This is a genomic window from Subsaximicrobium wynnwilliamsii (assembly GCF_007997225.1).
In the GTDB taxonomy this organism is placed as follows: Bacteria; Bacteroidota; Bacteroidia; order Flavobacteriales; family Flavobacteriaceae; genus Psychroserpens; species Psychroserpens wynnwilliamsii.
The window spans coordinates 147,525-170,158 of record NZ_VORM01000002.1 but is presented as its reverse complement, the minus strand read 5'-3'; the positions used below and the strand labels follow the sequence as shown (position 1 = coordinate 170,158).

Annotated in this window: 15 protein-coding genes; 11 read left to right on the top strand and 4 right to left on the bottom strand. The window is 41.0% G+C overall.

Annotated elements, in window-relative coordinates; all coding sequences use genetic code 11:
- Positions 1–64: 64 nt before the first annotated feature.
- Entirely contained in the window at positions 65–1,114 is a 1,050-nt protein-coding gene (locus tag ESY88_RS02130) for a WD40/YVTN/BNR-like repeat-containing protein (RefSeq protein ID WP_147085250.1), read from the bottom strand.
- Between the two features lie 207 nt (positions 1,115–1,321).
- Here ESY88_RS02130 and ESY88_RS02125 point away from each other — a divergent pair, with 207 nt between their 5' ends.
- From ESY88_RS02125 to ESY88_RS02075, 11 genes are all read left to right on the top strand, one after another.
- Complete coding sequence (locus ESY88_RS02125) at positions 1,322–2,542, top strand: RsmB/NOP family class I SAM-dependent RNA methyltransferase (RefSeq protein WP_147085249.1); 1,221 nt, start codon at positions 1,322–1,324, stop codon at positions 2,540–2,542.
- A 5-nt stretch (positions 2,543–2,547) separates the two neighbouring features.
- Positions 2,548–4,371, top strand: a complete 1,824-nt coding sequence (locus tag ESY88_RS02120; RefSeq protein ID WP_147085248.1) for an endonuclease — start codon at positions 2,548–2,550, stop codon at positions 4,369–4,371.
- Between the two features lie 156 nt (positions 4,372–4,527).
- Positions 4,528–8,400, top strand: coding sequence for a phosphoribosylformylglycinamidine synthase (gene purL, locus ESY88_RS02115; protein ID WP_147085247.1), 3,873 nt, complete (start codon positions 4,528–4,530; stop codon positions 8,398–8,400).
- 1 nt (position 8,401) lies between these two features.
- Positions 8,402–9,160 carry a hypothetical protein gene (locus ESY88_RS02110; protein WP_147085246.1) on the top strand — a complete coding sequence of 253 codons (759 nt, stop codon included), beginning with the start codon at positions 8,402–8,404 and terminating at the stop codon, positions 9,158–9,160.
- A 99-nt stretch (positions 9,161–9,259) separates the two neighbouring features.
- Complete coding sequence (locus tag ESY88_RS02105; protein ID WP_147085245.1) at positions 9,260–11,029, top strand: AMP-dependent synthetase/ligase; 1,770 nt, start codon at positions 9,260–9,262, stop codon at positions 11,027–11,029.
- 507 nt (positions 11,030–11,536) lie between these two features.
- The gene (locus ESY88_RS02100) at positions 11,537–11,980 is read left to right on the top strand and encodes a hypothetical protein (RefSeq protein ID WP_147085244.1); all 444 of its coding nucleotides are present in this window, start codon (positions 11,537–11,539) and stop codon (positions 11,978–11,980) included.
- A gap of 312 nt (positions 11,981–12,292) precedes the next feature.
- On the top strand, positions 12,293–12,748 hold the full coding sequence (locus ESY88_RS02095; RefSeq protein WP_147085243.1) for a MarR family winged helix-turn-helix transcriptional regulator: 456 nt from the start codon (positions 12,293–12,295) through the stop codon (positions 12,746–12,748).
- Between the two features lies 1 nt (position 12,749).
- Positions 12,750–15,158 carry a 3-hydroxyacyl-CoA dehydrogenase/enoyl-CoA hydratase family protein gene (locus tag ESY88_RS02090; RefSeq protein ID WP_147085242.1) on the top strand — a complete coding sequence of 803 codons (2,409 nt, stop codon included), beginning with the start codon at positions 12,750–12,752 and terminating at the stop codon, positions 15,156–15,158.
- Between the two features lie 107 nt (positions 15,159–15,265).
- Positions 15,266–15,631 (top strand): four helix bundle protein, encoded by a 366-nt coding sequence (locus ESY88_RS02085; protein ID WP_147085241.1) that lies wholly within the window; start codon positions 15,266–15,268, stop codon positions 15,629–15,631.
- Positions 15,632–15,670: 39 nt separating this feature from the next.
- A complete protein-coding gene (locus ESY88_RS02080; RefSeq protein WP_147085240.1) occupies positions 15,671–16,864 on the top strand; it encodes an acetyl-CoA C-acyltransferase in 1,194 nt (397 codons plus the stop codon).
- 105 nt (positions 16,865–16,969) lie between these two features.
- Positions 16,970–18,775 (top strand): acyl-CoA dehydrogenase family protein, encoded by a 1,806-nt coding sequence (locus tag ESY88_RS02075; RefSeq protein WP_147085239.1) that lies wholly within the window; start codon positions 16,970–16,972, stop codon positions 18,773–18,775.
- 90 nt (positions 18,776–18,865) lie between these two features.
- Here the strand turns inward: ESY88_RS02075 and ESY88_RS02070 are convergent, their stop codons facing one another.
- The 3 genes from ESY88_RS02070 to ESY88_RS02060 all read right to left on the bottom strand — a co-directional run bounded on the left by ESY88_RS02070 (position 18,866) and on the right by ESY88_RS02060 (position 22,631).
- Positions 18,866–20,278 carry an N-acetylmuramoyl-L-alanine amidase gene (locus ESY88_RS02070; protein ID WP_147085238.1) on the bottom strand — a complete coding sequence of 471 codons (1,413 nt, stop codon included), beginning with the start codon at positions 20,276–20,278 and terminating at the stop codon, positions 18,866–18,868.
- Complete coding sequence (locus ESY88_RS02065) at positions 20,275–20,661, bottom strand: BlaI/MecI/CopY family transcriptional regulator (protein WP_147085237.1); 387 nt, start codon at positions 20,659–20,661, stop codon at positions 20,275–20,277. The genes ESY88_RS02070 and ESY88_RS02065 overlap by 4 nt, the downstream gene beginning before the upstream one ends.
- A 164-nt stretch (positions 20,662–20,825) precedes the next feature.
- Positions 20,826–22,631: a glycoside hydrolase family 15 protein gene (locus ESY88_RS02060; RefSeq protein WP_147085236.1), complete on the bottom strand. Its 1,806-nt coding sequence runs from the start codon at positions 22,629–22,631 to the stop codon at positions 20,826–20,828.
- Positions 22,632–22,634 lie beyond the last annotated feature (3 nt).

Genomic DNA, 22,634 nt, shown 5'->3' with positions numbered 1-22,634 from the left:
TGGTTTAAACTAGAGCCAAATAAAACTAAAATCAAAAGTTCCCTTTGGGGATTTAGGGCCAACCTTAAAATTTCAATTTTGCTATCCGTCCTTTTCCGGCTGCAAAAGCCGTGCTATCATTTAAAAACCGTATCGTGTAAAAGCCTTCATCGCTTAAATGCGTCCAGGTGTTCCCTGAATCTTTTGAGTAGTCTATGCCTTTAAAGCCAACAGTTACCAGTTCTTTTGCATCGCTATTTGGGACATATTGCACACAGCTTCTATACCCTGGTGACTCATCTTTAGCCACCAACTCCCAGGTTTTTCCGCCATCTTTAGTCCTTATTTTGTTGGCAGAATTAGCATCTGCCTTGGTATAATCGCCTCCAATGGCGAACCCGTTTTTAGTGTCATAAAAATCCAGTGAATAGATACCTGTTGTGGCTGCGCCTTGAATGATTGGTGTTTCAAAGATCTCCCAAGTTGCTCCTTTATCTGCCGAATATAAGATTCTGCTAGCGGTTCCGCCTGTGGCAATCCAGGTATGATTGTCAACAATGGCAATATTGGTATTGCTGGCTGCAAAAGCGGCTTCACCTGCCTTGGCTTTTGGTAAATCATCGCAAGCTACTTTTTTCCAAGTGGTTCCGCCATCGCGGGTAATGATGATACTGATGCAGCCATTGGTTGGGTCGCCCATGGCAATGCCCTCTTTATTGTTCCAAAATTTCATGGCATCATAAAAGGTGTTTTCATGGGCTTCGGTATAAACCAATTCCATTTTTGCGGCGTCACCAGTTTTGAAAAGAAAGGCCGGACTTCCCACAGATAGCATGAAAAAATCTGCCGAAGTATGCGCCACCGCACGAAACTCCATTTCAAGACTATCCATTTTCTGTTTGGTCACAGACAACGATTTATCTTTAGTATTGTACAAACCGTAAGAATTCTGGCTTCCGGCGAAAGCTAAATTGCCGTCATCCAGGATTTCGATAGCCCTAAAGCTCAACAAAGAATCACTGAGAATAGTTTCAATAGTGACTTCAGAAACTGTTTTAGTCACTTTCGATTTTGGCTCATTTCCGCAGGAAAAAAGCAAAGACCCACTCATCAAAATAAAAAGGATTCGTTTCATGGTTTCAAATTTAGCTAAAAATAGCGGTTATCTATCAATTGAGCAACGTTTGCAAGACGGAATCGTAAATCACACATCATCCACTTTACAAGCTGAAAAAACATTCGTCCGTTGCTGAATTATAATGTAAATTTGCGCCTTAAAATCGGTCAACAATAGCCTTACTGCCAACTGAAGACTGAAAACTGAACACTGAATACTAAAAACATGAGATTACATAGAAACCTTTGCTTCGCCATTATTGACGGCTTGACCCTAATTTTCAATGAGGGCAAATATGCCGATAAAGTCATACAACAATTACTAAGACGCGATAAACGCTGGGGAAGTAGAGACAGAGCCTTTGTGGCAGAAACCACTTACGATATCGTACGTTGGAAACGCCTATATGCCGAAATTGCTGAAGTTAAAGAGCCTTTTGACCGTGATAACCTGTGGCGCATGTTTGCCGTTTGGGCAACCTTGAGAGGCATAAAGCTTCCAGATTGGCAATATTTTGAAAACACGCCAACACGAAAAATAAAGGGGCGTTTTGATGAACTTTCCCAAACTAGAAAATACCGCGAATCCATTCCAGACTGGATGGACGAAATGGGCGAAAAAGCATTGGGCGACGAGCTCTGGACAAAGGAGATCGCTGCACTCAACGAGCAGGCCGATGTAGTGTTGCGCGTCAACACTTTACAAACCACCAAAGAAAAATTGAAAGGCGAATTGTTCGACTTAAATTTTGACACGGAAGATATTAAAGGCTATCCAAACGCCCTAAGATTGAAGGAGCGCGCTAACGTTTTCCAAACCGAAGCCTTTAAAAACGGCAATTTTGAAGTGCAAGACGCGTCTTCACAATTGGTTGCAGAATTTTTGGACGTACAACCAGGCATGCGGGTTGTAGATGCTTGCGCCGGTGCAGGTGGCAAAGCCTTACATTTAGCTTCCTTGATGGATAATAAGGGTCAAATCATCGCCTTGGACATCTACGGCAATAAGCTCAAGGAACTTAAGCGTAGAGCCAAACGCAATGGTGCTTTCAATATTGAAACCCGCGCGATTGAAACCACGAAGGTCATCAAAAAATTATATGACCAAGCCGACCGCGTGCTTATTGATGCACCTTGTTCTGGATTGGGTGTTTTACGCAGAAATCCGGATGCGAAATGGAAATTGCAACCAGAATTCATTGAAGATATCAAGAAAACCCAGCAGGGGATTCTTCAGCAATATGCCCGCATCGTCAAACCTGGAGGAAAGATGGTTTATGCCACCTGTTCCATTCTTCCTTCAGAAAACAGAATGCAAGTTGATGATTTTTTAACATCGGAAATCGGAAAAGATTTTACATTTGTAAAAGAAAACAATGTATTTGCTCATAAATCTGGCTTTGACGGCTTCTATATGGCATTGTTAGAACGAAATAACACTAAATAAATCTTATGAAACAGTTTTACTTATTTACCTTTTTAGTACTAACTTTAAATGCTTCCGCACAAATTCCGGCAGGGTATTATGACTCGGCTTCAGGAACGAGCTACGAATTAAAAACGCAACTCTATAACATTATTGATGACCATAACGTTCAAAGTTATGGGGCGATGTACACCTTTATTGCCACTTACGATCGCGACAACTACTATGAAACAAATGGTGCTAATACCATTTTAGATGTCTATTCTGAAAATCCTGCGACATCCCCTAATAACAATGATCCTTACAACTTCACTCCTACTGTAAATCAATGTGGTAATTATAGCGATGAAGGCGACTGTTATAATAGGGAACACGTGGTGCCACAATCGGTGTTTAATTCTGAATTCCCAATGTACAGTGATGCCCACGAGCTATTGCCTACCGATGGTCGTGTCAACGGCTTGAGAAGTAGCTATCCCTTTGGAGTGGTAGATGATTCTCAATTGGTTTCACAAAACAATACTGCAAACCCAACCCTAAACGGTTCTAAATTGGGTAATAATTTTAACGGAGGCTATTCTTCAGGCTATACAGGAATCGTTTTTGAACCTATTGACGAATTTAAAGGAGATATTGCGCGTATTCATTTCTATTTTATAACGCGTTACCAAAACCTTGTAGGCAATTGGTCGTCTTATGAAATGTTTGACGGGTCAACAGACCAAGTTTTAGATGATCCTTTTTTAAGCATAATGCTCAATTGGCATCAAAACGATCCCGTGTCTCAAAAGGAAATTGATCGTAATAACAACATCTTTTACAACCACCAACAAAACCGCAATCCTTTTGTGGATCATCCAGAATTTGTAGCAGAAATTTGGACGGTTGAACCAGATACTGAAGCGCCAACAACTCCTACGAGTCTTATGGCTTCCAATCCTACTGATAACTCCATCAGCCTATCGTGGACCGCCTCTACCGATGATACTGCGGTAACAGCTTATGAGATCTTTAGAAATGGCGCGAGCGCTTACACAACTACAGAAACAACCTATGTTGCCAACAATTTAACCGCGAACACCAACTATTGTTTTACCGTGAGAGCTCTGGATGCTGCAACAAATGCTTCTGATTTAAGTAATGAAGCTTGTGATACAACCACCAATAACGGAACAACCTCAACCGATTGTCTAGCCGAAACTTTTGCAAATATCACTACCGGCCAAAACGGATATGCAGAGCGCACTTGGACTGGTGACGACGGAGGAATTTGGTCTGCTACCGATGCTAGAACCGATCAAATCTTAAACAATGAAGCCATAACCATTAGAGACGGTGTATTGAGCATGCCAGCAACTTCTGGTGGTATTGGCGCTCTAACCGTGACTACCCAACGTATTTTTAGTGGCTCCAATGGGACGTTTAACATTAACGTTGGTGGCACATTAGTTGCTACAATTCCTTACGGTGCATCTGTTGAAACGGTCACGATACAAAATATCAACATCCCAGGTAATGTTACAGTTACTATTGATGGGAACAGCGCTACCAGTAACAGAGTAGTGTTTGACGATTTATCCTACACGTGTTATGCCGATTTGAGCTTAGCTGATTTTGATGCTTCGGCTGTGGCAGTTTACCCAAATCCAGTTGAGAATACATTAATGATTGCTCTAAAAAATCCTGCGGAAACTACGGTGGAAATTTTTGATATTCTTGGCAAAAAGGTGCTTTCGAAAGCTATTGAACAGACCAAGGCGCTCAATGTGTCCCATTTAAACAGCGGGATTTACATTTTGAGAATCACTCAAAACAATACGAGCATCACTAAAAAGCTCATCAAACAATAAGCTTTATTCTTTTAAAAGCGACTCTTAATTGGGTCGCTTTTTTTATGTTTAGACCCTTTTGAAAAACTCCACTTTTTCAACAAACCAAATAGGAGAGGTTGTCTTTAAAAACCCTAAATTTGCGAGGTCTTATTTTTCATATAAAACCCTTTTATAATGATTCATTTCTTCGGAAACCAAAACAGCAAACTTTATGCTGTTCAAGCAAAAGAATTATCTCAAGAAGCCATCTCCAAATTAGTATGGCTTTTTGCTAACCAACCCAAACTGGAACAAGCGTCAATCGATGCTTTTTTTGTTGGTCCCAGAGCTGCCATGATTACCCCTTGGAGCACCAATGCCGTTGAAATTACACAAAATATGGGCATTGAGGGGATTGTAAGAATTGAGGAGTTTCAATCGGTTACCGCAGATTTTGCCGATTTCGACCCGATGATTTCTGAAAAATATAAAGGTTTAAACCAGCAATCCTTCATCATTGACATCCAACCCGAAGCGATTGTTTCAGTAGAAGACATTTCAGCTTACAACAAAACGGAAGGCTTATCTTTAAGTGACGAGGAAGTGGAATACCTCGAGAGTGTCTCCAAAAAAATAGGTCGTGCGCTTACCGATTCTGAAGTCTTCGGCTTTTCACAGGTCAATTCAGAGCATTGCCGACATAAGATCTTCAACGGAACCTTCATAATCGACGGCGAAGAGAAACCAAACTCGCTCTTCAAACTCATCAAGGAAACCGCAAAGCAAAATCCAAACACCATAGTTTCCGCATATAAAGACAACGTTGCCTTTATCAATGGGCCAACCGTAGAACAGTTTGCACCAAAACGTGCCGATGTTCCCGATTTTTATACCACGGAAGATTTTGAATCGGTCATTTCGCTCAAGGCGGAAACCCATAATTTCCCAACAACAGTAGAACCTTTTAATGGTGCAGCCACCGGCGCAGGCGGAGAAATTAGAGACCGTCTCGCTGGCGGAAAAGGCTCCTTGCCCTTAGCGGGTACAGCCGTTTACATGACCTCCTATTCACGATTGGAGCCAACCGTAGACTCCGCTCAAGACAAGCCTTGGGAAAAATCGTTTCCAGCACGCCAATGGCTTTACCAGAAACCTTTAGATATTTTAATAAAAGCCAGCAATGGTGCTTCCGATTTTGGCAATAAATTTGGCCAACCGCTTATCTGTGGTTCAATCTTGACTTTTGAACATGATGAATCCCAAGACGCTTCAACCGAAACTAATACCAATACGAGAAAATTAGCTTATGATAAAGTCATCATGCAAGCTGGTGGTATTGGCTACGGAAAATTAGACCAAGCCATAAAGGAAAAACCCGAAGCAGGCGATCAAATTGTCGTGCTTGGTGGAGAGAATTATCGCATTGGCATGGGTGGTGCAGCGGTTTCCAGTGCCGATACCGGTGCTCTGGCTTCCGGCATAGAACTTAATGCCGTGCAACGTTCCAATCCAGAAATGCAAAAACGTGCTGCCAATGTGATTCGCGGGATGGTGGAAAGTGACAACAATACCATCATTTCCATTCATGACCATGGCGCTGGAGGCCATCTCAACTGTCTTTCAGAATTGATTGAAGATACCGGTGGCTGCATTGATTTAGACCAATTGCCAGTTGGAGACCCAACGCTTTCCGATAAGGAGATCATTGGCAACGAGTCGCAAGAGCGCATGGGACTATTGATCGCCAAAAAGAATTTAGACCATATTAGCAAGATTGCAGCGCGGGAGCGTTCACCGCTTTATACAGTTGGCGAAGTAACCAACGACAAGCACTTCTGTTTCACAAGCAAGACCAAAGGCAACACGCCAATGGCATTGGATTTGGAAGACATGTTTGGCAGTTCCCCAAAAACCGTAATGACTGATAAAACCATAAAGCGCAGTTATGACGATGTGACTTACAATCGCGAGAATTTCCATGAGTATCTGGAACAATTACTACAATTGGAAGCTGTGGCTTGTAAAGATTGGCTTACCAATAAAGTGGACCGCTGTGTTGGTGGCCGCGTGGCCAAACAACAGTGCGTGGGCCCTTTACAATTGCCGCTTAACAATATGGGCGTGATGGCGCTGGATTTTAAAGGTAAGGAAGGTGTTGCCACCAGTATTGGCCACTCGCCAATTTCGGGTTTGATTGATCCTGTGGCAGGCAGCAGAAACTCCATTACCGAGGCTTTAACCAATATCATTTGGGCGCCTTTGAAGGACAATCTCAAATCGGTATCCCTATCGGCAAACTGGATGTGGCCTTGTAAAAATGAGGGCGAAGACGCACGTTTGTATGAGGCCGTGAAAGCGATTTCAGAATTTGCAATTGATTTGGGCATCAATGTGCCAACCGGCAAGGACTCCTTATCCATGAAACAAAAATATGCCGATGGCGATGTGATTTCCCCAGGAACGGTCATCATTTCTGCTGCTGGAAATTGCAGCGATATCACAAAAGTGGTTGAGCCCGTGTTCCAAAAAGACGCAGGCGCTATCTATTACATCAACCTCTCCCAAGACGATTTTAAATTGGGCGGAAGTAGTTTTGCACAAATCAACTCCAAAATTGGTAGCGAAGCGCCGACGGTAAAAAGTGCAGGCTACGTTAAAACCGTTTTTGACACGCTTCAGGAATTGATCAAAGCCAATAAAATTGTTGCTGGTCACGATGTGGCTTCCGGCGGATTGATAACCACGCTATTAGAACTTTGCTTTGCTGACAATAATCTGGGCGCTTCTTTGAATCTAACCGAACTCGGCGAAACCGATTCCTTCAAAATCCTTTTTGCTGAAAATTCGGGCATTGTGTTCCAAAGTGTAGATGCTTCCGTAGAAGAAAAACTTTCCGAAGCCAATATTGCATTTTTCAACATAGGACATGTCCTAGAAAGCGATCTGCTCAACATCATCAATGGTGATGAATCTTTCGCTTTAACCATCTCAGATTTGCGTGATACTTGGTTTAAAACTTCCTATTTATTCGATCAGAAACAAACTGCCAATAATCTGGCAAAAGCCCGATTTGATAATTATAAAAATCAGGCTTTGGACTATAAATTTCCTCAAAATTTTTCGGGGCAAATCTCCTTTCCCACGGGCGCAACTGCGGATGCGGCGCATACGGACGCCGCGCATACGGACGACGCGCATACGGACACCGCGCGTACGGACATGGCGCGTACGGACGCCGCGCGTACGGACACCGCGCGTACGGACAAGTCGCGACTTGTCCCTACCACGCGAATCGATTCCAAAGAAAATCGCCCAAAAGCCGCAATATTACGCGAAAAAGGCTCCAACTCTGAACGGGAAATGGCAAATGCACTATACCTCGCAGGCTTCGAGGTCAAAGACGTGCACATGACCGATTTAATTTCAGGAAGGGAAAATTTAAAAGACATTCAATTTTTGGGTGCTGTGGGCGGATTTTCAAACTCCGATGTGCTGGGTTCGGCCAAAGGATGGGCAGGAGCAATTAAATACAACGAAACTGCCAATAAAGTCATTAAAGATTTCTTTGAACGCGAAGACACACTATCTATAGGAATTTGTAATGGTGCCCAACTTTTCATGGAATTGGACTTGATCAATCCTGAGCATGATGCGCATGGGAAATTAACCTACAACGACTCCCACAAACATGAAAGCGGATTCACATCTGTAGACATTCAGGAGAATAATTCGGTCATGCTAAAATCACTCGCAGGCAGTAGACTGGGTGTTTGGATTTCACATGGTGAGGGCAAATTCAAGTTTCCGAAGCAAGAACATGAATATGATATCGTTGCTAAATACGGGTACGAAGCTTATCCTGCAAACCCAAATGGATCACATTACAACACGGCAATGCTTTGTGATAAAACAGGCCGACATTTAGTGACCATGCCACATATTGAACGCTCCACCTTCCCATGGAATTGGGCGCATTACCCAAAAAACAGAAGCGATGATAAGGTGTCGCCTTGGTTGGAGGCTTTTGTGAATGCTAAAAATTGGATTCTTAAATCTAAAGTGCTTTAATATGCGATTAATTTTCCTACTTATTATTCTATTTTTTTCGAAGCAAATCGTTTTTGCTCAGGTAGAAGAGCATCAAGTGAGTTATACCACCGCTTCAAAAGACACCTTACGCGTTGACCGCAGTAACCAGCCCATAGCAAAAAAGGCCTATGATTATAAATTGGATAGTTCTTTATTTTCAGTGCTCAGATTTGAAAATGACAGCTTGGTTTTGTACAAGTTGCGATTGTCATACATGTTTGGCAATTTAGTGCCTGAGACAAAGACGCAATTGTACCAATTATTGCATAGCAAAAACCAAGTGGATACCTCAAGGGTCATGGTAATTCATTATCAAGACACTTTGAGAGCTATCAGTTATTTTCCTGAAAAATCCAAAACTGTCTATGCTAAAGATAGCATGTCCCATCGCCATATTGCAAATCATCAGGCTTTTATTAACCAACATAAAAATTGTTTGAAAAAAAACAAGAGAGGGCGTAGAAATAATGTGTATCATTTTTTCGGTTACAATGAAGGGCATCCAGCAGCATTCGATAAAATTCTATGGAAAAAAGATCATTTAGGCCTGGTTGACCAGATTTACCGCGATTCTTACGATAGGTTCAATACCATAATATTGCATCCCGACGGTACATTTGTTGGTTATAATTATAATGACGATACTGGCAAAATCTACCAAGACCTCATCAAAGGTAAGCGATGGGAACTGTATAAAGCAGATTTCGAAAAGCGGGTCAAGGCTTTAGATGCCATGTGAACGCATGTTTCTATTTGCAAAGTTCCTAATTATCGATACACATTTGATAATCCCATTTAATTTGCTATTTTGCAGTACAGCAAACCGTTTTCAACCCACATGACAGATATCAAACGTCTTTTCGACTTCCCCTATTACCAACTAGAGCACAAACCATCAGATACCGCACTGGTTACCAAATACAACGGAGTATGGACTCCTATGTCCACCCAAGAATATGTTGACAAATCCAATGCCATGAGTCGGGCATTATTGCGCTTAGGCATTAAAAAAGATGATAAGATTGCGATCATTTCAACCTCCAATAGGACGGAATGGAACATCATGGATATCGGGATTCTCCAATTAGGGGCGCAAAATATCCCCATCTATCCTACTATTTCTGCGGAAGATTATGAGTATGTTCTAAACCACAGCGAATGCATTTATTGCTTCGTATCTGATAAGGACGTTTTAGAGAAAGTGCGCGCAGTTCAATCAAGAACAAAGCTCAAAGAAGTCTATTCTTTTGATGTCATTGAAGGCTGTAAAAACTATTCCGAATTATTTGAACTTGGGAAGGACGAAAGCAACCAACCTGAAGTTGAGGCTCATAAAGACGCGGTAAAGCCAGATGATCTCGCCACAATCATTTATACCTCGGGCACCACGGGCAGACCCAAAGGCGTGATGCTCTCCCACTGGAACATTACCAGCAATGCATTAGACAGCAACAAAAGACTGCCTTTGATTGAAGGAGAAACACGGATTTTGAGTTTTTTACCCATCTGTCATATTTTTGAGCGCTTGCTCATTTATTTATACCAATATGCTGGTGTAAGCATCTATTATGCAGAAGGCATTGACAAAATTGGCGATAACGCCAAGGAAATCCAGCCTAATTTAATGAGCGTGGTGCCACGATTGTTAGAAAAGGTTTATGATAAAATTTATGCCAAGGGCTCAGAACTTACTGGGATTAAACACAAATTATTCCATTGGGCGATTGCTTTAGGCGAAGAGTGGAAGCCCTACGGCGAAAATGGTTGGTGGTACGAATTTAAACTTAGCATTGCCCAAAAACTCATTTTCAGTAAATGGCAAGAAGCACTTGGTGGCAAATTGCACACCATGGTTTCTGGCAGTGCGCCCATGCAACCCCGTCTAACGAGACTATTTAGTGCCGCTCAAATGCAGGTCATGGAAGGTTATGGTCTTACTGAAACCTCCCCGGTAGTGGCAGTTGGCATGTATGCAGATGGTAATTTCAGGGTCGGGTCGGTAGGAAAGCCCATTGACAACGTGCATGTGAAAATTGCCGAAGATGGTGAAATACTCATCAAAGGACCAAACGTGATGTTAGGATATTATAAAGATCCAGAAAAAACAGAGGAAGTGATGACCGATGGTTATTTTCACTCTGGTGACAAAGGCGAAATCGATATTGATGGCTTTTTGAAGATTACTGGACGTAAAAAAGAAATGTTCAAGACTTCAGGTGGCAAATACGTGATCCCAACCCTTTTGGAAAACGAACTAAAGCAATCCCGTTTCATTGAGCAGGTCATGGTGGTTGGTGAAGGCGAAAAAATGCCGGCAGCCATCGTTCAACCCAATTTTGAATTCATTAGGGAATGGATCAAAAAGAAACACAACAACGTAGGCACCTCCAATAAAGATATTGTAAACGCCAAAGAAGTGATTGACCGTATTCAAAAGGAAGTCGATAAATGCAACACCCATTTTGGCCATTGGGAACAAATCAAACGTTTTGAATTGACCGAAGATGTCTGGTCCATTGAGGGCGGCCAATTAACACCCACCATGAAAATGAAGCGGGACATCATCAAGGATCACTATATAGATCTTTACAATAGGATTTATGTGTGATGTTTTTCGCTGGCGCTGTGTTGCGACGTTTTTAAATATTAATGGTTTGTAAATACAAGCAAGTCGTCTATAGATCATGCGCTAAAATAAAATTAGTGATATGAACAATACCATAAGTACATCAGCCAATATTGCGATAAGCCTATTTCTACTTTTATATTTTATCGCGTTGATATCCTTTTCATACTTCAGCATTAACACTAAAGGTTTTAATGTAGTTTTTGAGTTAATTACAATTCCGTTGTTGCTGGTAATCTGTGGAAAGCTGGTTTATAATTTCTTAAATTGGAAGAAAGAAAAATGGCGCTTGAATGCTTCACACTTTTTTCCCCTTATCCATACTTATAATTTCTGTCCTCATTTTGATTTTTGCATCCATCTATAATATTTGACAAGCACCTATTATCGCTGATTATAAACGCTTTTCAAAATCTTATAGCAAAGTGCAGTCGTTATCAAAACCAACTACAAAATTTTTATGTTTTTATATACCAATCCAATCCTACAATGAAGCATCTAATAATTTCGCTTTTTTTAATATTGAGCTTACAGAGTTGCAATACCGATGATTGTGGTGACTGCTTTACGCCGCCACAGCCCTTCCTCTTTGAGTTGGTAGATAAAAGCACCGGAGAAAATGCATTCACTAATGGCACTTACGAGCCACAGCAGTTGAACATCCTTGACTCCATTACAACTGCGCCAGTTGAATATGAATTCATTTCTGAAAACAATGTGAATCTCATCCAACTTAATACGATTGGTTGGAAAACGGAAACTGTAAATCTAAGTTTTGAAATTTCCGGAAATCAAATATTCAATTTTTACGTTGACGCAACCAGAAAAAAAGAAAATTGTTGCAGCTTCACAACCTATAATGCTATTGAACTCGAAGGCGCTGAATTCGAAATAGCTCCCAACAGCGGTATCCATACCATACTTTTAAATTAAAACGATTTCAAGTTTTAACCGAATCTTCTTCGGCGTTTTTAAGGCATGTCTTCAAAAAAAAAATGGCCTTTGCCTCGTCAATCTGGTTTTTATGAAAAACAACTTCGTTTTTCAGGGCACTCCCACTTTTTCTTATAAAATTAATGACAGATATACCAGTTGCATTCCATGGCGCCACATCCCAAATGGGTAATTCTTAAAATGGAATTGAAAATCAAGAAGAACATCGCTTTCATTTGACCAATTAAAATTTTTCAAATATATTATGCACGCATAGTATATTTTTGTATATTTGAAATTCAACCTTAAAGAATGAAAGACAAAACGATTGACTATGTGCTTCGTACCACGTGGCTTGCAGTGAATAAAATGTACAATGAGGAAGCTGCGGAATTTGATACCACTATGGCCACTGGTTTTGCATTATTGAGTATTGATCCTGAAAAAGGAACCCCTTCAACCTCCTTGGGCCCTAAAATGGGGATGGAAGCAACGAGTTTGTCTCGCACCCTAAAGACCATGCAGGAAAAGGGATTGATAGAACGCAAACCCAACCCAGAAGATGGCAGAGGCGTGTTGATTTACCTAACGGAATTTGGTCGTGAAAAACGGGAGTATTCCAAGGAAAAAGTATTGACCTTCAACGAGACCATTAAAGACCATGTTTCTGCTGAAGAATTGGCGCATTTCTTTAAAGTTTCCGAAGTCATCAATAATATGATCTCAAACAAACAGATTTATAATAAAAAAGAACAGATCTTAAAATAATATGAGCAAACGTAGAATTAAAAAGATAGCGATTATTGGTTCCGGAATCATGGGAAGCGGCATCGCCTGTCACTTCGCAAATATTGGTGTGGATGTCCTTTTATTGGATATCGTACCCAGAGAACTCAACGATAAGGAAAAAGCCAAAGGATTGACTTTGGAAGACAAGGAAGTTCGAAACCGATTGGTTAATGACTCCTTAACCGAATCCCTTAAATCAAAACCTTCGCCTATTTACGATAAAGCCTTCGCATCTCGCATCAAGACGGGAAACATGGAAGATGATATCGCCAAGGTTAAAGATGTGGATTGGATTATGGAAGTCGTTGTAGAGCGCCTGGATATTAAACAACAGGTCTTCGAAAAACTTGAAAAGTATAGAACACCAGGAACTTTGATCACTTCAAACACCTCTGGGATTCCCATTCATTTTATGAGTGAGGGACGCAGTGAAGATTTTCAGAAGCATTTCTGCGGAACGCACTTTTTCAATCCTGCGCGCTACTTAGAGCTTTTCGAGATTATTCCTGGGCCTAAAACAGACCAAGAGGTACTCGATTTTTTAAATGAATACGGTGAGAAATTCCTCGGAAAAACTTCCGTAATCGCTAAAGACACACCGGCCTTTATAGGAAACCGCATTGGGATTTTCAGCATTATGAGCCTATTCCACGCAGTCAAGGATATGGACATGACCGTTGAGGAAGTCGATAAACTTACAGGTCCTGTGATTGGACGGCCTAAATCGGCGACTTTTAGAACCGTTGATGTGGTTGGTTTAGATACTTTAGTGCACGTGGCTAATGGTATTTACGAAAACTGCCCTAAAGACGAACGTCATGAATTGTTTAAACTTCCAGGCTTCATCGATACCATGATGGAGAAGAAATGGTTGGGTAGTAAAACCGGACAAGGCTTTTACAAGAAAATAAGAAAAGACGATGGGTCTTCAGAAATATTGACGCTAGACCTTGAAACCTTAGACTATCGCGATTCCAAAAGAGCAAAATTTGGCACTTTAGAACAAACTAAAACCATTGATAAAGTAGAAGACCGATTTGAGGTCTTAGTCAATGGAAAAGATAAGGCAGGCGATTTCTACAGAAAAACCTTTGCAGCACTTTTTGCATACGTCTCACATCGCATACCTGAAATCACAGATGAGCTTTACAAAATAGACGATGCCATGAGAGCTGGCTTCGGATGGGAACATGGACCGTTTCAAATTTGGGATGCCATTGGTGTGGAGAAAGGTTTAAAAATGATTAAAGATGAAGGTCATGAAGTCGATTCTTGGGTAGCCGGGATGCTCGAATCTGGCAGTGATTCCTTTTATTCAGTAAAAGACGGCAACTCCTACTTTTACGATATTCCGTCTAAGAAACAAGAAAAAATCCCAGGACAGGACAGCTTTATCATCCTAGACAACATTAGAAAAACCAAAGAAGTCTTCAAAAACTCTGGGGTTGTGATCGAAGATTTAGGTGATGGCATTCTAAATATTGAATTCCAGTCTAAAATGAACACCATTGGTGGCGATGTTTTGGCAGGTGTCAATAAAGGTATTGAGCTTGCTGAAAAAGATTTCGCTGGGCTCGTGGTTGGCAATCAAGCCAAGAACTTTTCCGTAGGCGCCAATATTGGCATGATTTTCATGATGGCCGCCGAGCAGGAATATGATGAACTCAATGCTGCCATCAAGTATTTTCAAGATACCATGATGCGCATGCGCTACTCCTCCATTCCAACCGTGGCAGCGCCACAAGGCATGTCTTTGGGTGGCGGTTGTGAACTGTCAATGCACGCCGACAAAGTGGTTGCCGCTGCAGAAACTTACATGGGGCTCGTTGAGTTTGGTGTTGGTGTGATTCCTGGCGGTGGCGGCTCTAAAGAAATGACCGTAAGAGCTCAAGACACTTTTAGAACTGGTGATGTGGAGCTCAACACCTTGCAAGAATACTTCCTAACCATTGGGATGGCGAAAGTCTCCACTTCAGCTTATGAAGCTTTTGACTTGGGTTTGCTTCAAAAAGGAAAAGACATCGTTGTGGTCAACAAGCACCGCCAATTGGCAGTCGCCAAGCAGCAGGCTAAGCTTATGGCAGATATTGGCTACACGCAACCCGTAAAACGTACAGATATCAAGGTATTGGGCAAGCAAGCCTTAGGCATGTTTCTGGTAGGTACCGACTCTATGGAAGACAGCAACTACATTAGCGAGCACGATAAAAAAATAGCCAACAAATTGGCCTACGTTATGGCTGGTGGTGATTTATCTGAACCTACGCTAGTAAGCGAGCAATATTTACTCGACCTAGAACGTGAAGCTTTCTTGAGTTTATGTACAGAACGTAAGACTTTGGAACGGATTCAGCACATGTTGAAGACTGGGAAACCGTTGCGTAATTAGAAAAAATGACTTAGGACTGAATGACATAGGACTGCAAGACTTTACGGAAAACATCCTACGTTATAAGTTCTTTTTGGTAATAAGTCAAACTAAAAACATATTAAAAGATGGCTGCAAGACATAACTTTAGAAAATTAAGTATTTGGAAAGATGGAATAGGTATTGTAAAAGAAACCTATGCAATAACAAAAACATTTCCAAGGTCTGAAGATTACGCATTGTCGAGTCAAATGCAAAGATGTTCTGTGTCTATTCCTTCGAATATCGCAGAAGGAACGAGCAAAGGAACCGACAAGCATTTTATTCAATATTTAGAAACAGCTTTAGGATCTGCTTTTGAATGGGAAACTCAGTTAATTATCTCATTCGAAATTGGGTACATCTCAGAAGAAACTTTTAAACACTTAGAAAATAAAATTCAAATCATACAAGGAATGATAACACGTTTTATGGAAAACTTGAGCAAGTCTTAAGTCATACGTCAAATCGTCCTACGTCAAAATATTTAGAACATGAACAAACAAGCATACATCGTAAAAGCCTACCGAACCGCAGTTGGAAAATCCAAAAAGGGCGTGTTCCGTTTTAAGAGAGCCGATGAATTGGGTGCCGAAGTCATTCAATACATGATGAAAGAATTACCAGACCTCGATGTGAAACGCATCGACGACGTGATGGTGGGCAATGCCATGCCAGAAGGATCGCAAGGTCTCAACATGGCGCGCTTTATTTCCTTGATTGGATTGAATAGCGTCGATGTACCTGGCGTAACCGTGAATCGTTTTTGTTCCTCAGGAATAGAAACCATTGGGATGGCCAGCGCCAAAATTCAGGCAGGAATGGCCGATTGCATAATTGCAGGCGGTTCTGAAAGCATGAGTTCGGTGCCTATGACCGGTTTTAAACCAGAACTGAATTATAATACCGTAAAAGCAGGACACGAGGATTACTATTGGGGTATGGGAAATACTGCGGAAGCGGTTGCCAAACAATTCAAGGTCTCACGTGAGGCACAGGATGAATTTGCCTACCACTCGCACATGAAGGCCTTAAAAGCTCAGGCTGAAGACCGCTTTCAAGATCAAATTGTACCAATTGAAGTCGATGAAACCTATGTGGACGATCAGGGTAAGAAACAGACCCGAAGCTATACTGTAACTAAAGATGAAGGTCCTCGTAAAGGCACCAGCATTGAAGCGTTGTCTAAATTGAGACCGGTGTTTGCTGCCAACGGTACCGTAACTGCAGGTAACTCCTCACAAACCAGTGATGGTGCGGCATTCGTTTTGGTCATGAGTGAAGACATGGTCAAGGAACTCAATTTAGAGCCAATCGCTCGTTTGGTTAGTTACACCGCAGTTGGTGTTGAACCACGCATCATGGGCATTGGACCAGTTAAAGCAGTGCCTAAAGCGCTGAAGCAAGCCGGTTTGAAACAGTCGGATTTGGAGCTTATTGAGCTCAATGAGGCCTTTGCATCCCAATCGGTCGCTGTGATTCGTGAACTCGATTTGAACCAAGACATCGTGAACGTCAATGGTGGCGCTATTGCTTTAGGGCATCCACTTGGTTGCACAGGTGCGAAACTATCGGTTCAACTCTTTGACGAAATGCGCAAACGAAATTTAAAAGACAAATTTGGAGCAGTGACCATGTGCGTTGGTACTGGACAAGGTGCTTGTGGGATATTTGAATTTTTGAAATAAGAAAATAGACAAATAGAGTCTAGAATCTAGACTTATAACCATATTTAAAAACATTAAACATACAGTCTAGAATCTAGTATCTAGCTGTCTATAATCTAAAGAAGAATGGAAACAACTGAAAAAAAAGATTTATTAAGAGGCGGGCAATTCATCGTTAAGGAAACCAAATGCGAAGACGTATTTACGCCCGAAGATTTTACTGAAGAGCAAAACATGATGAAAGATGCGGTCATGGAATTCAATGAACGTGAAATCGTGGCGCATCGCGACCGTTTTGAGAACAGGGATTTTGCCTATACTGAGGAATGCATGACAAAAGCTGGGGAACTTGGGTTCTTGGGCGTTGCGGTACCTGAGGAATATGGCGGACTCGGGATGGGCTTCGTCTCTACCGTGCTTACTTGTGATTACATTTCCTCTGGAACTGGCTCTTTTAGTACTGCTTTTGGAGCGCATACTGGGATTGGCACCATGCCAATAACCCTTTACGGAACCGAGGAGCAGAAACAAAAATACGTGCCAAGATTGGCCACTGGCGAATGGTTTGGCGCTTATTGCTTGACCGAGCCTGGTGCTGGGTCTGATGCAAATTCTGGCAAAACCATTGCTGCACTTTCTGAAGACGGCAAGAGCTACAAAATCAACGGACAAAAAATGTGGATTTCCAATGCGGGATTCTGTAAGTTGTTCATTGTGTTTGCCCGTTTGGAAAAAGACAAGAACATTACCGGTTTTATCGTAGAAAACGATCCTAAAAACGGCATTACCATGGGCGAGGAAGAGCACAAACTAGGCATTCGCGCCTCCTCTACCCGTCAAGTGTTTTTTAACGATACCGTTGTGCCAGTAGAAAATATGTTGGCCGGTCGTGGCGAAGGCTTTAAGATTGCCATGAACGCCTTGAACATTGGCCGTATCAAATTAGCAGCTGCTTGTTTAGACTCACAAAGACGCATTATTACCACTGCTGTGAAATACGCCAACGAGCGCAAACAATTTGATACTAGAATTTCAGATTTTGGTGCTATCAAAGTGAAAATAGCAGAAATGTCTGCAAGTGCTTATGCAGGCGAATCGGCGACTTACAGAGCTTCAAAAGATATCGAAGACCGCATCGCCATGCGTGAAGCCGCAGGAAACACACACCAAGAAGCAGAATTGAAAGGCGTTGAGGAATATGCCATTGAATGTTCTATTCTGAAAGTGGCAGTTTCTGAAGATGTTCAAAACTGTGCCGATGAAGGCATCCAGATTTTTGGTGGGATGGGCTTTTCTGAAGATACGCCTATGGAAGCCGCTTGGAGAGATGCACGTATTGCCAGGATTTATGAAGGCACCAACGAAATCAACCGTATGCTTTCAGTAGGACTATTGGTCAAAAAGGCAATGAAAGGTCACGTTGATTTACTCGGCCCTGCGCAAAAGGTACAAGAAGAATTGATGGGCATTCCGTCTTTTGACACTCCTGATTATTCAGAATTGTTTTCTGAAGAAAAGGAAATAATACAAAAATTAAAAAAGGTCTTTTTGATGGTTGCCGGTGGCGCAGTTCAAAAATACGGTCAAGAATTGGAAGCACATCAGCAATTGCTCATTGCAGCTGCCGATATTCTTATTGAAATCTATATGGCAGAATCTGCGATTCTAAGAACCGAAAAGAACGCGAAACGATTTGGCGAGGAATCACAAGCGACACAAATCGCTATGTCAAAATTATACTTATATCACGCTGTGGATATTGTTGAGGAAAAAGGTAAGGAAAGTATCATTTCCTTTGCAGAAGGCGACGAACAACGCATGATGCTTATGGGATTGAGACGATTTACCAAATACCAAAACTATCCGGATATCGTGGATTTACGTAAGGAAATTGCTGAAAAAGTGAAAGAAGAAGAAAAGTACTGCTTCTAATCTGAGCACATAATTTCAGAATTCAAAAGAGTAAAAAGCCAATTCAAAGCGAAAAAATCGCATTTGAATTGGCTTTTTCTATGGATTTATTTATCTGTTTTTCTGAATATTCAGCAAACTTTCATAAAGATTCTTGGCTATGGCCTGTTGTTGCTTTTTATCGGTTAGCGTTGCCCGATCTTTAGCATTGGTTATAAAACCGAGTTCTAAAACGACACTGGGTGCATCTGTATTTTTTAATACATAAAAGCCTGCATTTTTAATTTCGCCGCGTTGGGAGAATAATCCCAATTGATTTGCAATCAAGATTTTGCTATAGTTGTATGCGGTTTCCTGATGCTTATTGTCTGGATAATAAAATGCTTCAACACCACTGGTTTCAACATTACTATGGGCATTACAATGCAGGCTAATCATCACATCTGGTTTTTGTTGATTAATAAAATCAACACGCTCCTTAAGCGACAAAAACTGATCACTGGTTCTGGTAAACACAATCTTTAGGTCATCATTGCTATATGCTGCCAAGTAATTGGCAATGCTAAGCACCACATCTTTTTCCATGGAATTGCCCGAGTCATGCCCTCCATGTGCGACATCTACCACGACCAATAAGGGTTTGGTGGAAGTCTCAAAGGAACTGATCATAAAGATCCCTGACAACAAGAGAAGCGCGGCACTTATTTTTAGGCTTCGCTTTAATACTGAGCTTTTTGATTTTTGTAACATAAGAATTCGGTTTTTTATGGGTTTGAAGTTAAAGCCGCTCGCTAATGGCATACGGTATTTCTGAACTGTGGAATAAATGATGGATTTGGAATACGCTTCCGCAGCAATTCCTGAATTTATCACATGAACATCTGCTAAATATTCGTGATTTTGAAGGATCGCGGATTTATAGAACCACAAAAAGGGATTAAACCAAAATACACATAGCAACAGCTCAACACAAATAATATCCAAGACGTGTGCTTGCTTATAATGCGCGCTTTCGTGTTGTATGATATTATTAAAAAGCTCTTTATTGTTCCATACTTCTGAAGGTATAAATACATATTTAAAAAAACTGGAGGCCTCTTGATCCTCTTCAGTTTTAATAAGTTTTAGACCAGCGTATTGCACATGAGTCGATTTGGTATGCTTTGCGATTCGGTATAAATTCCCTAGAAGACGAAACAAAAAACAAAGGGAAATTGCGATATACAAACCTAATAAAGCATCAAAAAACCCGAAGGAGTTCGCCGTTAAGGTTTCTACAGTAATGCCTTCCAAATCTTCGGCTATTATAATTTTTTCTTCAGAAAATTGTGATGTGATATCATGGATTCTTGGTACTGAATTAAAAACATTCAGCTCTGTCAATGGCGCCAATAAGCAACACAAAAGGCTGGCTAAAAGAAAAAACCGATTAAACCCAAAGGTTTTCTGTTGCCTCAAAACTAGTTGGAACACCAAAAAGGATAAGCCTAAACTCAAGATGGTATAAATGGCATAATCCATCATTCTGAAGATTTTTTACTGCTTATTTTTTGCTCTAGCAAGGCTTGTAATTCTTCCATCTCCTGCAAAGACAAATCAGCATTCTTAGTGAAAAAAGAGGCAAATTGAGATTTGGAATCATTAAAGAAATTATCAATCATGCCGTTCAGCTGGGTTGCTAAATAGGCGTTCTTTTTAAGAATTGGGAAATATTCCTTATCGCGTCCCAAACGCTTGAAGCCTATGTACTCTTTGTCGCACATACGTTTCAAAAGCGTCGAGATGGTGGTGTAAGCCGGCCTTGGCTCAGGAAATTGCTCCACAATATCCTTCATAAACCCGCTTTTGAGCTGCCAGATGTACTTCATGATTTGCAGTTCAGTTCTGTTGAGTTGTTTTATATCCACAAGTATAGTTTTGATACTACAAATGTAGTAATATAATCCAAGCAGACAAACATACGCTTAACTTTTTTCCATCCTCATCATCAAAAAAAGCAGAAGAGGCGATAACATATAGCCTAAAGGATCTCTAAGGCTGATAAGCGGTTAGATATGTAATTAACATCAAATCAATGTTCTAAAGATTCTAAAATACTTTCTTCATCAGTAATATTAGATAAATTTATCGCGGTTTCAATCAAGGCCAAATGCGAGTAGGCCTGCGGGAAATTACCCAATAATCGCTTGGTCTCAAAATCAATGTCTTCACTAAACAAGCCTAAATGATTGCTATAAGACAGCAATTGATCAAATAATTTTTTAGCTTTTTGGGTCTCTCCTATTTTGTAAAGACTATTGATAAACCAAAAGGTACAAATGGTAAATGACGATGAAGGCAAACCAAAGTCATCCTTATTCTTGTAGCGGTATAGAAGTCCGTCGTTACTCAACTCCTTTTCAATGGCTTTAACGGTATACATGTATTTTGGGTCTTTGGCATCAATAAATCCGTAAGGTTCCATCAACAATGTTGAAGCATCCAAATCGGTACTGCCATAAGACTGGGTAAAGGACTGCACATCCTCATTCCAGGCCTTATCCAAAATGTCTTTTTTGATTTCGGCCTCTAAAGGTTGCCATTTTTCCAGTTTATGGGTTTTGCCTAATATTTTGGCAACTTTAATGGCCCTATCCACTGCCACCCAGCACAAGACTTTAGAGAAGGTAAAATGACGATCCTCGGTTCTAAACTCCCAGATTCCTTTATCTGCTTCCTGCCAATGCTTATCAACCACCCAAACAATGCCTTTAGTAATCGTCCAAAGCTCTTCTCCATTTTCAACATCCATTTCAAATTTGACCAATTGTTGATGAATAACGTCCATTAAAATGCCATAAATGTCATTTTGGCGTTGCGAATAAGCAGCATTACCAATACGCACTGGTTTAGAATTCATATAACCGCTCAAATGGTCTAGTTTTTTTTCAGTAAGTTTCTTTTCACCATTGATACCGTACATGATTTGAAGTTTCTCATCTTTATGAGGAATTAGATCCACAATAAATTTCAAATAGCGTTTCGCCATGCGCTTATGACCAAGTTGTGAAACGACTTTTATGACCATAGATGCATCCCTAATCCAACAAAACCGGTAATCCCAATTGCGAACTTCGCCTATGGTTTCTGGTAAAGAGGTTGTGGCGGCCGCTAAAACCGCACCTGTTTTTTCATAGCTGAGCAGCTTCAAAGTAAGTGCGCTTCTTGAAATTTCAGCATTGTAGTTTTTATAGCTTGGCGTTCGTTGCATCCAATTGAGCCAATAGACTTTAGTGCGTTCCAATTCTAGATTCATTATGGAAATGGAAGGCTCAAACAGTTTTTCGTTGTAACCAAATCGAAAAAATCCATCTGCTTTTAAAGTCAGTTCTTCCCCATTGACTACCGCCTCTTTATCAAAATCAGTGTAAAGAAACAGCGTATCGTAGCGCCCCTTATCGGTTAAGCTCACTATAAAATGTGTTTTGACATAGGTACTGGTTTTACCAACGGCATATTCAAGTTTTGGATCGTAATTGATTTTGAATTTAGGTTGGCCCTTAATCAATTTAAAATAGCGAATCACTTCTGGCGGCGCATAGTACTCACCATTTTCTTTCTTATAGCGCGGCATGAAATCCAGTATCTCAAATATATTTGCTTCAGATGCAAAACGGGTTTTTAAGATGCATGTATCGGTTATATACGTCTGTGAGATTTCATAGTCATCGGCAACTATGACCCCAAAACTGCCACCAATCTTTTCGTCTAAAAGCTTTGCAAAAACCGATGAGGAATCAAATTCTGGCAAACAGCACCAATCTAAAGAACCGTGCTTGGAAATTAATGCTGCGCTTTTACAATTTCCAATGATTCCGTAATTTAAGTTATCTTTCAATGT

Bases quoted from the DNA above. Each gene is read 5' to 3' on its own strand.
- ESY88_RS02130 (WP_147085250.1), bottom strand. From the start codon at position 1,114: ATGAAACGAATCCTTTTTATTTTGATGAGTGGGTCTTTGCTTTTTTCC.
- ESY88_RS02125 (WP_147085249.1), top strand. From the start codon at position 1,322: ATGAGATTACATAGAAACCTTTGCTTCGCCATTATTGACGGCTTGACC.
- ESY88_RS02120 (WP_147085248.1), top strand. From the start codon at position 2,548: ATGAAACAGTTTTACTTATTTACCTTTTTAGTACTAACTTTAAATGCT.
- purL (WP_147085247.1), top strand. From the start codon at position 4,528: ATGATTCATTTCTTCGGAAACCAAAACAGCAAACTTTATGCTGTTCAA.
- ESY88_RS02110 (WP_147085246.1), top strand. From the start codon at position 8,402: ATGCGATTAATTTTCCTACTTATTATTCTATTTTTTTCGAAGCAAATC.
- ESY88_RS02105 (WP_147085245.1), top strand. From the start codon at position 9,260: ATGACAGATATCAAACGTCTTTTCGACTTCCCCTATTACCAACTAGAG.
- ESY88_RS02100 (WP_147085244.1), top strand. From the start codon at position 11,537: ATGAAGCATCTAATAATTTCGCTTTTTTTAATATTGAGCTTACAGAGT.
- ESY88_RS02095 (WP_147085243.1), top strand. From the start codon at position 12,293: ATGAAAGACAAAACGATTGACTATGTGCTTCGTACCACGTGGCTTGCA.
- ESY88_RS02090 (WP_147085242.1), top strand. From the start codon at position 12,750: ATGAGCAAACGTAGAATTAAAAAGATAGCGATTATTGGTTCCGGAATC.
- ESY88_RS02085 (WP_147085241.1), top strand. From the start codon at position 15,266: ATGGCTGCAAGACATAACTTTAGAAAATTAAGTATTTGGAAAGATGGA.
- ESY88_RS02080 (WP_147085240.1), top strand. From the start codon at position 15,671: ATGAACAAACAAGCATACATCGTAAAAGCCTACCGAACCGCAGTTGGA.
- ESY88_RS02075 (WP_147085239.1), top strand. From the start codon at position 16,970: ATGGAAACAACTGAAAAAAAAGATTTATTAAGAGGCGGGCAATTCATC.
- ESY88_RS02070 (WP_147085238.1), bottom strand. From the start codon at position 20,278: ATGATGGATTATGCCATTTATACCATCTTGAGTTTAGGCTTATCCTTT.